This is a genomic window from Glycomyces sp. NPDC048151, from assembly GCF_043202775.1.
Classification (GTDB): domain Bacteria; phylum Actinomycetota; class Actinomycetes; order Mycobacteriales; family Micromonosporaceae; genus Glycomyces.
The window spans coordinates 478,623-494,264 of record NZ_JBIDBB010000001.1; the positions used below are offsets into that span (position 1 = coordinate 478,623).

Annotated in this window: 4 protein-coding genes and 2 pseudogenes; 5 read left to right on the forward strand and 1 reads right to left on the reverse strand. The window is 69.4% G+C overall.

Annotated elements, in window-relative coordinates:
* The first annotated feature begins 205 nt into the window (after window positions 1–205).
* The 5 genes and pseudogenes from ACGGCP_RS02290 (at window position 206) to ACGGCP_RS02310 (ending at window position 14,485) form a co-directional block, all read left to right on the forward strand.
* Window positions 206–3,211, forward strand: a complete 3,006-nt coding sequence (locus ACGGCP_RS02290) for an FG-GAP repeat domain-containing protein (RefSeq protein ID WP_392959868.1) — start codon at window positions 206–208, stop codon at window positions 3,209–3,211.
* A 2,158-nt stretch (window positions 3,212–5,369) separates the two neighbouring features.
* Window positions 5,370–6,407: pseudogene (locus ACGGCP_RS02295) on the forward strand (FG-GAP repeat domain-containing protein); the annotation flags it as partial.
* A 141-nt stretch (window positions 6,408–6,548) separates the two neighbouring features.
* Window positions 6,549–6,941, forward strand: a pseudogene (locus tag ACGGCP_RS02300) (FG-GAP repeat domain-containing protein); the annotation flags it as partial.
* A gap of 161 nt (window positions 6,942–7,102) precedes the next feature.
* Complete coding sequence (locus tag ACGGCP_RS02305; protein ID WP_392959871.1) at window positions 7,103–10,678, forward strand: FG-GAP repeat domain-containing protein; 3,576 nt, start codon at window positions 7,103–7,105, stop codon at window positions 10,676–10,678.
* A 201-nt stretch (window positions 10,679–10,879) separates the two neighbouring features.
* Window positions 10,880–14,485 carry an FG-GAP repeat domain-containing protein gene (locus tag ACGGCP_RS02310; RefSeq protein ID WP_392959873.1) on the forward strand — a complete coding sequence of 1,202 codons (3,606 nt, stop codon included), beginning with the start codon at window positions 10,880–10,882 and terminating at the stop codon, window positions 14,483–14,485.
* A 56-nt stretch (window positions 14,486–14,541) separates the two neighbouring features.
* On the opposite strand, the gene ACGGCP_RS02315 is transcribed toward ACGGCP_RS02310, so the two are convergent.
* Complete coding sequence (locus ACGGCP_RS02315) at window positions 14,542–15,615, reverse strand: LacI family DNA-binding transcriptional regulator (protein ID WP_392959876.1); 1,074 nt, start codon at window positions 15,613–15,615, stop codon at window positions 14,542–14,544.
* Window positions 15,616–15,642: the final 27 nt, after the last annotated feature.

Sequence of the window (15,642 nt, forward strand, 5' to 3'; positions counted from 1 at the left end):
CTCGGCAGTGCGGTGTTCCCGATCACGATACATGTTACTGATCAGTAGCCAGCCTGTCGAACCGGCATGCCAGAAGCGGCCCGACTGTGGCATGGGCACCCGGTGAACTCGACTGCAACCGGTCTCCACCAGTGCGCGTGTAGTCATCACCGGATTTCCGGCCCCCATAACCCCCAGCTCAACGGCTAACTGAACAAGGAGCCCCATGTCCCCTGATTCCCCCAGGGTCCGTCGGGCAGGCCTGCGCCTGCTCGCCGCGACAGCGGCGGGAGCCACCGCGGCGGCCGCCCTCGCGGCCCCGGCCTCCGCGGCGATCCCCGGCATCTACGGCGACCCGGTCGCCGCGGTCTCGCTCGCGCCCGACCTCGACACCACCGAGATGGCCCCGAGCTCGATGACCGTGGACTACACGTACGAGGTCACCGGCGACACCACGACCCACGCGGTCGTCACCGAGCTCGTCTTCGACGACTCCTACGGCGTCCTCGACATCACCACCGCCGACCCGGCCTGCGACGTCTCCACCCCCGCGACGATCGTCTGCTCCGCCGACGCCGGTCCCCACACCGAGTTCCTCTTCGAGGTCGCCCCGGCCGCCAGCGCCGAGGACGACACCATCGACTACACCTTCAAAGCGGCGGTCGACGGCACCGAGGTCAAGAGCGCGACCGGCGGCTACGGGGTCGTGGCCGACTACGACGTCCACAACCCGTACGCTCACGGCGACTTCACGGCCACCGATGTCTCCGGCGGCGACTCCGTCAAGGTCAAGCCGGTGTTCTACCAGGACTTCGACCTGGCCCCCACCGCCGCGGCCGTGGTCATCACGTTCACCAACCCGCTCCCCGGGGGCGCGCTGGACACGACGGGCCTCGCCTCGGCGTACGACACGTACAACAACTGCCGGACGACCTACGACGGCGCCACCGCCACCGGCGCCGAGTGCGTCATCACCGAGTTCCCCGACGCGAAGGGCCAGTTCCTGACCCTCACGTCGGCGCTTCTCTACAAGATCGCCTCCGGTGCGGTCGGCCCGCTCGACGTGTGCGACTGCCGCTACAGCGTCAAGACGATCGACGCCGCCGCGCTCGCCGAGTACGACGACCTGTCCTGGGCGGGGACGGCGATCCGCCTCACCACCGCGCCCGAGGGCTGGGACGGTGCCGAAGAGTCCGTCGCCTACTACTGGGGCGGCCTCACCCTCACCACGAAGGACAGCACCTACGACCTCGAGGTCTCGGAGACCGTCATCGAGGGCATGGTCGGCGACAACGTCACGGTCACCACCGACATCGTCAACAACGGCCCGGCTGGCGGTCCGGACCTGAACCCGGAGAGCGACTCCTACCTCGTCCGCGCGCAGCTGCCCGAGGGCACCGAACTGGTCCGCGTGGACAGCGACGGCCAGGGGGCGTGGGACTGCTACGACCCCGCCGAGCTCGAGGCGCTCCACGCGGCGACCACCACCGCACTTGCGAGGTTCGACTTCGCCTGCGCCCTCGACAAGTTCGGGTTCGGCGCCCAGCCGGACATCACGTACACCGTGAAGATCACCGACATGACCGCGTTCCAAGGGGCGGTCGAGATCGGAGCGGTCTACGGCGACGATTACGAGGGCAATCCCGGGAGCGACTTCGCGTCCGTCTACGTCGACGCGTACGAGGCCCGCTACGACTACAACCAGGACGACTACGAGGACCTCTTCGTGATCCGGAAGTCCGACGGGGCGCTCCGGCTCTACCCGGGCAACAGTGCCGGGACCTACGGATCGGCCGTCACCGTCGCCACCGGCTGGGCCAAGATGGACATCGTCATGGCCGGCGACCTGACCAGCGACGGGATCCCCGACCTCCTCGCCCGCGACAACACCACCGGGACCCTCTACACCTACCCGGGCAACGGCACGGGCGGCTTCCGCACCCGCATCACCGTCGGCACCGGCTGGAGCAAGGTCGGCCAGATCTCCGTCGGCAACTACGACGGCGACGGCATCCCCGACATCTACGCGACCGCGTTCACGAACGGGGACCTCAACTACTATCCCGGACTGGGCAACGGCAAGTTCGGTGCCCGCGAACTCGTCAGCGAGCAGTGGGACGGCTGGGACGTCATCACCTCGATCGGCGACGTCGACAGCGACGGCTACGACGAGTTCCTGAGCCGGTGGAACTACGACGGGCGCTACTACATCTACTCGTCCCAAGGCGAGGTCTACCAGCTCAACCAGCAGCTCCACACGTACACCGACGGCCGTTTCGAGCAGGCCGTCGGCGTGGGCGACCTCGACCGCGACGGCAGCCCCGACTTCATCGCCGCCGACCTCAAGTCGGGCAAGCTGCTCTCCCGCTCCTTCGACCCGAACCTGGCCACCTCGCTCGACGGCACGGTGATCGGCAACAGCGGCTGGAACACCGTCCGCCTCCCCGTCACCCTGCTCGACCGGACCTACGACATCGACTACGACGGATTCAGCGACTTCTTCGCGCAGCGCAAGTCCGACAGGGACCTCTACCTCTACTGGGGGACCGGCACCGGCCACGGCTCGCGCGTGAACATCTGCGACAACTGCGACGGCATCACCGCGACGATCCCCGGAGGCGACTACACCTCCGACGGTCGCACCGACATGCTCATCCGCACCTACGCGGGCGAGCTCCGGACGATCGCGGGCAGCGACGCGAGCCAGCCAGGGTTCCAGTGGTCCCCGTACACGCCAGTCGGCTCGGGCTGGAACGCCATGGGCGACCTCAGCGGCGGGCACGACTACACCGGCGACGGCAGGGACGACCTCATCGCCCGCCACGCCGCGACCGGGACCCTGTACGTGTACCCGGGCAAGGGCGACGGGACCTTCGGGTCGCGCATCAAGGTCGGCACCGGCTGGAACGGGATGCGCGAGACCACCGCGGTCGGCGACCTCGACCACGACGGCCACGCCGACCTGCTCTCGATCGCCAAGTCCGACAACTGCCTGTACCTGTACAAGGGCAACGGCAAGGGCGCGTTCAAGTCCCGCGTGCAGGTCGGCTGCGGCTGGAAGTCCTACGACGCCGTCACCGGCGTCGGCGACTTCAACCGCGACGGCCACGCGGACTTCCTCGCCCGCCGTGCGACCGACGGCGTCCTGTTCCTCTACCCGGGCAACGGCAAGGGCGGCCACGGCTCGCGCGTCCAGATCGGCACCGGCTGGAACGGGATGAACATCGCCTGACCGCCGCACACCGCACTGAGTGAAGGGAGCCCCGTATCAGCGGGGCTCCCTTTCGCATGCACGCAGTGCAACCGGTTCCATCCGTGTCGCGTGTATCCGAAGCCGGTTCCCGGCTCCGCAATCCATACCCCCTTGAACTCTCCTGGACATCTGAATGAACGACGCTTCCCCCGCGAAGCCCCGCCGCGCCGGTCGTCTAGCGGCCGTCACCGCGGCCGCACTCGGCGCGACCCTGCTCGCCTACCCCGGCGGCACCGCCGCAGCGCAGACCGTCGACTGCGACGCGTACGGCCCGAACCCGGATCCCCTCCGCATCGGTCCCGCTCTCGACCTCGCCGTCGCCTGCGATATCGAAGTCCGAGTCGCCTCCAGCTCCTGGCACCACGCAACGGTCACCGTCACCCCGGACGGACAGCTCCACCTGGTCTCGACAGCCGAGCCGACTCAGATGTACGAGGACTACGGCCTCCCCGAGCCGGCACTGTCCGAGTACGACGGATCGCTCACCCGGCACGGTGCGAACTGGTCGACGTTCCTGCGGTACACCGACCAGGCCTTCCCCTTGATGGAGACACGGGCGGCGACCCTCGACTGGTCCGGGGAGACCCCGGTCCCCACCTTCACCGGCACGACCGCTGTCTACGACGAACTGGCGGCAGGGCTCGACCTGTCGGTGGACGTCGGGCTCTCCACCGTGGGCCTCCAGTTCACCGCCGCTGACATCGACGCGTGGAACGCACTCTCCGTCGGTCTCCGCGCCGTAGGCACCTACGAACCCGTCGAAGCGGTCGACAACTCCTTGCGGACGGACAACCACGACGGGCACCTCGTCGAATGGACCACCCCGTTCACGGTTCGCGACGCGGAAGGCACGACCCACCAAGCCCACCTGTCGCTCCAGGAGGGCGGAGCCGTCATGGTCGAACTGCTCGACCAGACCCTCGCCGAGGCAGTGTTCCCACTGACCCTCTCGACCCAGTGGGCGAACCGCGACGACATGGTCAACGAATGGGGCTCGGTGAGCTCAGCTTCCCCTGACCTGCCGCTGTACCGAGGCGAGGCAGGCCTGGACGAACCGTATTTCGTTGCGTCCGGACAGGGCGCGGACACGATCGCGGGACCGTACTGTGACTCGGTCCACGGCTCGGACTGCACCGCAGCCGAGGCGGCGGCCTACTGGACCTTCGGGTCGAGCGTGATCGACGTGCAGACCCCTTCGGTCAGCTACGAGTTCGACTACCCGGTTACCTCGGCGGTCTTCACCGTCGACGCCGCCGCAGGCGCCGAGTGCGTCGCGCCCGACCTCGACTTCACCGAGGGCTACTCGACCGCGACCACCTGGAACCAGCGCCCCGGCGTGGCAGGGTCGGCCGCGTCCGGCTCCTGCCAGGACGGCACCGCGGTCTACGACCTGACCCAGCCGATCGCCGAGGCCTGGGGCGACACCGACACCGCTGAGGGGATCACGCTCGCGACCGCCGAGACTGCGCAGACCGCCCGTTTCGACGGCGGCTCGGCGCGACTCGAGGTCTACTTCGACATCGCGGGCATCAACGTGCGCCAGTGGTGCTCCACCGATCCGGCGAACCCCGACTTCTACTCCTACGGGGTTGACTACGGCCTCCACGTCGAAGGCTGGCGCGAGGACCTCATCGACCTCCATGCGACCTGGACCGCGAAGGTGACCGACCCTGGCACCGGCGATACCGTGCTCACGACCGAGCCCGCGCCCGTGCTGGAAGAAAACGGATCCGTCGGAGCAATCCATTCGGAATTCCCGCAGGGCTCCTACACGGTCGAATATGAGATCTCCTCCACCGAAGTCCCCTTCACCTATGTCTCCCCGGTATGCCACTTCGTATCCGACAATTCGAATCCCTCGCCTGAGATCACGGTGGAGCCCGGCCAGCACCGGATCGGCGACACCGTCTCGGTCGAGGTCGCTCTCGGCGAGGAGGACTTCGCCAATGAATACGACTCGATCGTCGTCTATCTGCAGAACCGCACCGACCTCGGCGTTCTCGACAGCGCGAACCTGACCGGACCCGGCACGGCGGTAGTCGAAGCGAAGCTGACCAGTCCGGTCACCCGCTGGTGGGTCCAGGCCGAGGACCGGGCAGGACGCGATTCCCTCACCTCCGTCGAAGTTGCCGCTGACATGGACTTCCGCGACTACAACGGCGACCGCCTCGACGACCTCGTCACCGTCCGGAAGTCGGACGGAGCGCTGCTGCTCCATGCGGGCAAGGGCGACGGCACGTTCGCGGCCGGGGTCTCCAAGGCCACCGGCTGGGGCGGCATGGACGTCGTCATGGCGGGGGACCTGACCGCCGACGGCAAGGCCGACCTCCTCGCCCGCGACACCAAGACCGGGACCCTGTACACGTACCCCGGCAACGGTTCCGGCGGCTTCGGCACCCGTATCACCGCTGGATCCGGCTGGAACGCCCTGGGCGTGTTCACCTCCGGCGGCGACTTCAACGGCGACGGCGACATCGACCTCTTCGCCGTCGGCAAGGCCGACGGGAAGCTGTACTTCTATGACGGCCAGGGCAACGGCAGCGGCAAGTTCAATCCTCGCGTCGCCCTCGGCACCGGCTGGGGCGTCATGGACACCATCGCCTCGGTCGGCGACCTGACCGCCGACGGCAAGGCCGACCTGCTCGCCCACGACTCCCGCACCGGCCAGTACTACCTGTACAAGGGCGACGGCGCCGGGAACCTCGGCAGCCGCGTCGCCATCGCGGCATCGCTGGACGGCTCGGGCTCCGACCGGTACAGCCAGATCGCCGCCGGCGGCGACTTCGACCGGGACGGCAAGACCGACATCGTCGCCGTCGACTCCCGCACAGGCGAGCTGGAACTCCACTCGCTCAACGGGAACGGGACCGCCGTCCACTCGGGCCGAGTCATCGCGTCGACCTGGGGCGGCAACCGCCTCGCGGGCGTCAACGAGGAACGCGTCTACGACTACGACGGCAACGGCGCGACCGACTTCGTCGCACGCCGCAACTCCGACGGAACGACCTACCTCTACCCGGGCACCGGCACCGGCACCCACGGCTCCCGCGTCTCGTGGGGGACGGCCCTCAACGGCATGACCCTCATCGCGACCGCCGGTGACCTCAACGGCGACGGCTTCGCCGACGTCCTCGCCCGCACCTCGGGCGGCACGTTGTACCTGTACCCGGGCACCGGCACCGGCGCGCTGAACACCGCGGGCCGCGTCACCATCGGCACCGGCTGGAACGCGATGAGCGCGATCACCGGCGGCCAAGACCACAACTCGGACGGCAAGGCCGACGTCATCGCGGTCCACGCCTCGACCGGGAGCCTGTACCTGTACCCGGGCAAGGGCGACGGCACGTTCGGGTCGCGGATCACGATCGGGGCCAGCGGCTGGGACGCGATGAAGGAAGTGACCGCGGTCGGCGACCTCGACCATGACGGGCGCGCGGACCTCCTGGCCGTCAGGAACGCCGACGGCTGCCTGTACTTCTACGGCGGCACCGGAACCGGCACGCTGAAGAGCCGCGTCCAGATCGGCTGCGGCTGGGGCGGCTACGACCAGATCACTGCCGTGGGCGACTTCAACCGCGACGGCCACGTCGACTGGATGGCCCGCCGCAAGTCCGACGGCGCACTGTTCCTATACGCCGGCAACGGGGCAGGGAGCTACACCGCGCGCACCTCGGTCGGCACCGGCTGGAACGGCATGACCGTGGCCTGACGCGAACCGAACCCCGCGGGGCCCGTCTCAGCCGAGATGAGCCCCGCGGCGTTCCGGATCCGGCAGGTTTCCTTCAAGTCCACCTGCAACCGATCGCACACGGTGAGCGTTTCATAGACAGCGCTTTCGCGCCCATAGCCCGACCCCCTTTGGACACCCGAATGAACCGAATCCCCTCCCGGGTCCGCCTCCTCAAGCGGATCGCCGCAGCCACCACCACGGTCCTCGGTGCCGCCCTCATCGCGGCCCCGCACACCGCGGCCGCCCAGGACACCGGCGCATGCCCGGCCCCCGGCACCGACCCGATGGCAGCCGGCATCACCGCCGCCCTCGAACTCGCGCAGGAATGCGGGGTCGAAATCCGCGTGCAGTCCCGTTCCGGCCCTTACGAGACCGTGTACGCCACCCCCGAAGGCCAGATCCACCTGGTCGCGACCTCCGGTGCGGTCCAGCAGCTCCAGGACGTCGGCGTCCCCGACCCGACGCTGACGCTCGGCTCTGGAACCCTCGCGCAGACCCTGTCGGGCACGCCGTTCACGCTCCGGTACGACGATGCCGACGCGCCGCTCTTCGCGACCGAGTACACCGAGCTGGACTGGACCGGGACCGTTCCAGTGCCGGCCTATTCCGGCGCGACCGCCGTGTACGACGAGCTCGCGCCCGGCCTCGACCTCACCGTCGAAGTCGGCGTCTCCTCCGCCGGGCTGCGTTTCACCGCGGACAGCGCGGAGGCCTGGGACGCCCTCGACACCGGGATCGCGACCAGCGGGCTCACCGCCGGGCGAGGCATCCTGCAAGGGTGGCACGACAACGGGGACTACACCAGTGACCAGAACTGGACCACCCCGCTCACCGTCCGGGACGCCGAGGGAACCATCACCCCGGTCACACCTGCCATCGGCAGCGACCGCATGCTGACGCTCACCCTTCCCGAAGGCACCGTTGCTAACGCCGCATACCCGCTGACCCTCTCCACACAGTGGACTCAGCGCAACCGGGCCGTGAACGACTGGGGCTCGGTCACCTCCTCGTCGCCCGACCAGAACCTGCTCCGCGGCGAAGGCGGACTGGACACCCCGTATTTCGAAGCGGGAGGTGAAAGCGGCGACGCCGTCGTCGGCCCCTATTGCGACAAGGTGACCGACCCCGAGTGCGCGGCCCCCGCCCAGGCCGCCTCGTACTGGAACTTCTGGCTCCCCCTGCTGGCGAACCCGGGCGACGAGCCGAGTTCCAGCTTCTCCTTCAGGTTCGTCACCGACTCCGCCGTGTTCCGAGTCGACGCGGCCGAGGGAACCGACTGCGTCGCACCGGAACTGCGCGCAACTGCCTCGCTCTTTCCCAGCACGCTGTGGGCCAAGCGCCCGCTCAGCGGGACCGCGATGACCGGGACCTGCGAGGGCGGCACGGCCACCTACGACGTCTCGAGCGCGATCACGGGGATCGGCGAGGCCTTCAGCGACCACCCGCCCTACGGGCTCGGGATGCCTGAGAGCGCGCAGACCGCGCGCTTCGACGGCGAGTCCGCCCGACTCGACGTCTACTTCGACATCCGCGCGTACGACTTCTACATGTCCGGCGGCTGCGGCACAGCCGCATACCCGCTGAACCGGTACTGGTCGGAGCTCGGATACGGCGGCTTCACCGCGAACCTGTGGCGGCCGGACCTGGTGGAGCAGCACTTCACCTGGACCGCGACCCTCGTCGGCAGCGATCCCGTCGTCTCGTCGGAACCGGCTGAGGTGGTGGCCGGAAAGGCGCCGTCGTCGTCGTTCCCTGTGGACGACGGAAGGCACGAGGTGAAATACGAGTTCCGCGACAGCGCGGGAACCGTGGTCGAGCGGTTCAGCTGCCACTACCTCGTGAACACGCAGAAGCCCGAATTCGTCGACATCACCGTGCCGCCCGGCCCGCACTTCGTCGGCGACGTCGTCCCGGTCGAGGTCACCGTCGCCGACGCCGGCTTCCCCAACGGGGTCAGCAAACTGACGATCTGGTGCCTCGGGTCCGACGACTGCCAGCCCGAGGAAGTGGTCCTCACTGACACGACCACGGTGACCTTCGAGATGGAGATCTACACCGAGGGCGCCAACTCCTGGATGCTGCAGATGTACGACGGCTTCGCGACCCATAACGTCTACAGCGAGGAGATCCAGATCGTCGCGGGCCGCAACGGCTGGGACTACAACGGCGACCGACACCAGGACCTGTTCGCGGTCCGCCAGTCCGACGGCGCGCTGATGTACTACGCGGGCAAGGGAGACGGGACGTTCGCAACCGGGGTCTCCAAGGGCACCGGCTGGGGCGGCACGGACCTCGCCATGTCCGGCGACCTCACCGGCGACGGCAAGCCCGACCTGCTCGCCCGCGACACCAAGTCCGGCTACATGTACACCTACCCGGGCAACGGGTCCGGCGGCTTCGGCGCGCGCATCACCGTCGGTTCCGGCTGGAACCGGATGGGCGTCTTCACGTCCGGCGGCGACTTCAACGGCGACGGCAGGAACGACCTCTACGCCACCGGCAGGCTCGACGGGAAGCTCTACTTCTACCCCGGGCTGGGCGACGGCAGGTTCGGCGCCCGGACCGCGCTCGGATCCGGCTGGGGCGACATGGACACGCTCACCGTCGTCTCCGGCCACGGCGCCACCGCCGATCTGCTGGCGAGGAGCCAGTCCGAGGGCGAGTACTTCCTCTACCCGGGGCTGGGCGACGGCAGGCTGGGCGCCCGCGAGCGGGTCACCGACGTGTTCGAGTCCGGCAGCATGAGCACGTTCCAGTACAACGAGGTCGTCGCCGCCGGCGATTACGACGGGAACGGCACCAAGGAGGTCTTCGCGGTCGACGCGATGACCGGCAGCCTGGTCGCGCACTCGTTCGACGCCCTCGGCAACCCGGTCCTCCCGCGCCGCGTCCTCGCGACCGGATGGGGCGGGAACCGACTCCCGGGCGTCGCCGTCGACCGGACCCACGACTACAACGGGAACGCCACCCCGGACCTCGTCGCCCGGCGGGCGAGCACCGGAGCGGTGTACGTCTACACCGGCAACGGGTCCGGCGGTTTCGGTCCCCGCATCGAATGGGGGACCCCGATGACGGGCATGGACCTCGTCGAGACCGCAGGCGACCTGAACGGCGACGGCATCCCCGACCTGCTCACCCGGGCCGCTTCGACCGGGACGCTCTACGTCATGCCCGGTACCGGGCAAGGGGAGTTCGACTACAGCCGCCGCATCCGGGTCGGCACGGGCTGGAACGCCATGAGCGCCGTCGCCGCCGGGCACGACTTCAACAACGACGGGAAGGCCGACCTCTTCGCGCGTGAGAAGTCGACCGGCAACCTCTGGTTCTACCCGGGCCGGGGCAACGGCTCCTTCGGCACCCGGGCGAGCATCGGCACGGGCTGGAACGGGATGCGCGACATCACGGCGGCCGGGGACCTCGACCACGACGGGCACCCCGACCTCCTCGCGATCCGCGCCGCCGACAACTGCATGTACTTCTATGCGGGACGCGGCGACGGCACCTTGAAGCCCAGAGTCAAGAAGTCCTGCAACTGGATCGGCTACGACCAGGTCGCTTCCGTCGGCGACTTCGACAGCGACGGGCGCACCGACTGGGTCGCGCGACGCAAGTCCGACGGCAAGCTGTTCCTGTACCTCGGCGACGGCGCGGGCGGCTACGCGTCCCGCCGTGAGATCGGGGCCTCCGGCTGGAACGCGATGAGCCACCTCGCCTAGCGGACCGCTGAGCCCCGCCCGGTGCCCTGCGCCGGGCGGGGCTCGCACGAAGGCCGCTCAGGCCCGAAGGAATCCGCTGTGGACTCGTCACCATGACCTGCTTATACTCCGTAACGCGATCATTCGCTCACGTAAAGTGCGCGTTTCATGCCCCGATTCGCCTCAATGCCCGATCCCCCTCTGCACCCACAGGACACCTGAATGAACCGCATCCCCGCCCGGGGCCGCCTCCTCGAACGGATCGCCGCCGCCACCGCCGTGGTCTTCGGCGCAGCGCTGATCGCATACCCCGGCGCGGCCGGAGCGCAGGACGCCCCGACCGGCACCGACTGCGCCGCCCTCGGCGCCGACCCGATCGCCGACGGGCTCGAAGCCGCCCTCGAAACCGCGGTCGCCTGCGGCGTGGAGGTCCGCATCGCGAGCCGCGCCACCCCCTTCGCGACGGTGTACGCCACCCCCGCCGGGCAGCTCCACTACGTGGGCACCGCGGACCCCGTGCAGGGCAACGGCTCGCACGGCCCCGCGGACGCGACCCTCACCGCGTCGTCCGGCACTCTCGTCCCGGTCGGCACCGAGTGGCCGATCGCCCTCAGCGGCACCGACACCGCGGCGCCGCTCCTGCGGACCGAGGCCGCTTTCATCGACTGGGTCGGCGTCCAGCCGGTCCCGGCTCACTCCGGGAGCGTCGCGGAATACGGCGAGCTGGCACCCGGTCTCGTCCTCACCGCCGAGTCCACCGCCACGGCCGTCGAGCTCACGTTCGCCATCGCGGACGCCACGGCATGGGACGCCCTCGACACGGGGCTGACGGTGACCCGCCGAGGTGCGGAAGCGCCGCGGATCGGGCAGAACACGATCCTCGCCTACGAGACCGACGACGCCGGCCGTACGACCGGCTACGACCTCTCCTCGCCCTTTACCGTGCGCGACGCGGACGGGACCGCCTATCGCGCCGGCCTCGCTCTCGGCGACGGCGGCGCACTCACGGTGACCCTTCCTGACAGCGCGCTCGGCGACGCCGCGTACCCGCTCACCCTCACGACGGCCTTCACCGACCTCGGTCCGGGCGCGACGTCCTGGGGCTCGGCCACCTCCGCCCACCCCGACCTCTCCGTCTACCGCGGCGAAGCCGGGCTCGACCAGCCCTACTTCACGGCCGCCGGACAGTCGGCGACCGCGGTCGCGGGCGCCTACTGCGACGCCCTCGCCGACCCCTCCTGCACGGGCACCGCCGAGGCCGCCTCCTACTGGGCGTTCTGGTCGCCGCTGCTCAGCCGGCTGGCCCCCGCCGACGCGAACTGGCTCGCCTTCACCGCGAAGTCGGCGACCTTCCGGGTCGACGCGGCGGACGGAGCCGCATGTGTCGCTCCGGACCTGTACCGCGCCTCGTCGATCTACACGCCAGGGCGCTCCTGGAACTACCGGGTGCCCTTGAGCACCGACCTCATCGCCGGGACCTGCCAGGACGGGACCGCCGTGTACGACGTGTCCGGCGTCGCCGCCAGTACCTGGAGCCAGTTCCTGACCCTCGCGATGCCGGGCGGCGCCGAGACCGCCCGCTTCGACGGCGGCTCCGCCCGCCTCGACGCGTACTTCTCGGTCGACTACTTCCGGGCGCCCTCGCCCGTCTGCAGCACCAGCGCGGACGCTCCGGGCTTCACCCGCTCCTCAGGGCTCTCCTACGGCGGCTTCACCGCCAAAGTCTGGCGCCCCGAGCTGTTCGGCCACTCCTTCACGTGGGCGGCCGAGGTCGTGAACCGCGGCACCGGCAAGACCGTGGCATCGTCCGGTCCGACCGAGCTCACCGGCACGGCCGTCCCCACGGTCAGCGTCCCCGGCCTGCCCGACGGGCACTACGAGACCCGCTACGAGTTCGTCTCGACCGAACCGGGCCTGAACAGCACCAAGACCTGCCACACCGTCATCGACACCGTCACCCCGGACTTGCTCGACGTGTCGACCGTTTCGGGCACCGGCTACATCGGCGGGTCGGCGACCGTCGAAGTCGCCGTGTCCGACGCGGGCTTCCCCGACGGAGTGAACGCCCTGACGGTCGTCGTCGACAGCTGGAACGGCACTCCGGACCTCTCCAAAACGATCAACGAGGGCAGCGTCGTTACCTTCGCGATCCCGTTGCAGGACTTGGAGACCCGGATCGACGTGCGAGTCCAGGACAAGGCCGGCAACATCACTTCCAGGGAGGCCTACTACATCGAGGCCACCCATTCCCGCAACGACTACAACGGCGACGGCCACCAGGACCTCATGGCGGTGCGCAAGTCCGACGGGTACCTGATGTTCTACGCGGGCAAGGGCGACGGCACCTTCAAGACCGCGGTCTCCCTCGGCTACGGGTGGGGGAAGATGGACATCGTCATGTCCGGCGACCTCACCGGCGACGGCAAGGCCGACCTGCTCGCCCGCAACGCGAAGACCGGCGTCCTGTACACCTACCCGGGCAACGGCACCGGAGGCCTCGGGTCCCGCATCACGGTCGGTCCCGGCTGGAACAGCATGGTCTCGTTCGCCTCCGCGGGCGACTACAACGAGGACGGCAAGACCGACCTCATGGCGCTGCGCCACTCCGACCGGAGGATCCTCTTCTACCCCGGCCGCGGCGACGGTACCTTCGGCTCCCGCACGGCGCCCGCCTTCAGCTGGATGCAGATGTGGGACACCCACGACTCCATCACCACGTTCGGCGACCTCAACCGCGACGGCCACGACGACCTCCTCGCACACAGTCCTGGAGACAGTGCGTACGTGGTTTACCTGGGCGACGGCAAGGGAGGTTTCGACGTCGACGACTACGACCACCTCGGCTGGAACCTCTCGGACTCCGACCTCGGCCTCCGGTTCGACCAGGTCGCCGGGACCGGCGACTACGACGGCGACGGATACTGGGACCTCTTGGCGGTCAACGGGAAGACCCGCAGTCTCGAGATCAGGTCCTTCAACCCCACAAACGGTGACCTCTACGCGCGCACCGTGGTCGGCGGCGGCTGGAACAAGATGCGGCTGCCTGCCGTCGTGGACGACTGGACCTACGACCACCAGGGCGACGGCAGCTCGGAGGTCGTAGTCCGCGATCCCGGTACCAACACCATCTACACCTACTTCATCGGCGACACCGGCAAGCTCGACAGCGCTTGGATGAACCCGATGTCCGGCTCTGGCTGGAGCCTCCTGGAGACCGCCGGGGACCTCACCGGCGACGGCTACAGCGACCTCCTCGCCCGCAAGGGCTCCACCGGCGTCCTGTACGTGTACCCCGGCAACGGGGGCTTCGGGGACGAACCGCGGATCACGGTCGGATCCGGCTGGAACTCCATGAGCGCCATCGCCTCCGGGCACGACTACAACGGCGACGGTGAGATCGACCTCTTCGCCCGGGAGAAGTCCACCGGGTACCTGTGGTTCTATCCTGGCCGAGGCGACGGGACCTTCGGCGCCCGGACCAAGATCGGCTCGGGTTGGAACGGGATGCGTGACATCACCGCGCCCGGCGACCTCGACCACGACGGCCACGCAGACCTGCTCGCGATCCGCGCCGCCGACAACTGCCTTTACTTCTACGGCGGCAACGGCAACGGCACCCTGAAGTCCAGGGTGAAGATGAGCTGCGGCTGGGCGTCGTACGACTCGCTGGCCGCGGTCGGCGACTACGACCACGACGGCCACGAGGACTGGATCGCGCGCCGCAAGAGCGACGGCGCCCTGTTCCTGTACCGGGGCAACGGTGCGGGCGGGTACTCGTCCCGTCCGCAGATCAGCACTTCGAGCTGGACCGGGAAGTACATCGCCTGACAGGCAAGGCGAAAGGGCCCGGCTTCTTCTGAAGCCGGGCCCTTTTCGTATGGGGTCTAAGCGGATTCGCGGACCACGATGCGGGTGCCGAGGATGGTGACGAGGGGGCCGGCCTCCTCGCCGCGGATGCGGCCGCAGAGGAGGCGGGCCATCTCGCGGCCCATGGTCTCGGTCGGCTGGTGGACCGTGGTGAGGGGCGGCTCGGCCACTTCGGCGAGGGGGGAGTCGTCGAAGCCGACGAGGGCGAGGTCCTCGGGCACGCGGATGCCGCGCTCGCGGGCGACGCGGAGCGTCGCGATCGCGAGGGGGTCGGAGTGGGCGAAGACCGCGTCGAGGACCCCGGCGGTGTCGAAGAGGTGCCGTGCGGCCTTGATGCCGCTGGCCTCGTCGAAGCCTTCGGCGACCGAGACGAGGGATTCCTCCACGGGGAGGCGGTGGCCGCGCAGGCCGTCGCGGTAGCCGGAGAGGCGGTCGACGCCGACGGCCATGTCCTGCGGCCCGGCGATGAGGCCGATCCGCTTGTGGCCCTTCTCGGCGAGGTACTCCACCGCCTGGCGCGCGCCCGAGCGGTTGTCGCAGTCGACGTACGCGATGGGGCGGAACCCGGCGGGCGTGCCGCAGAGGACGATCGGGATGCCGGCGTCCTCGAGCCGCTCCGGCAGCGGGTCGCCGGAGTGGCTCGAGACCATCATGACGCCGTCGACGTGCTGCCCGAGCAGGTACGACTCGAGGTCGGCCCGGCTGCCGTCGCGCGGGGCGAAGGTGAGCATGAGCCGCATGTTCTCCTCGGCGAGCTGCTCGGTGATCCCGCGCAGCACCCCCGCGAAGAACGGCTCCGACCACAACCACTCCTGCGACTCCGTCACCACGAGCGCGACGGTGTCCGTGCGCTGGGTGACGAGGGTCCTGGCCGCCTGGTTGGGGACGTACCCCAGCTCCTTGATCGCGGCCAGGACCGCCGCCCTGGTGTCCTCGGCGACTTTCGGGGAGCCGTTGATGACGCGCGAGACCGTGCCCCGGCCGACGCCCGCGTGGCGGGCGACGGTGTCGAGGGTCGGCCGGCCGCCGGAACGGCGGCGGCGTTCGCTCTTCAAGGGCTCGCCGGGCGCCTCAAGCTGGGTCTCGGTCATCGTGCATCACCTCGGGCAACGTTTGTG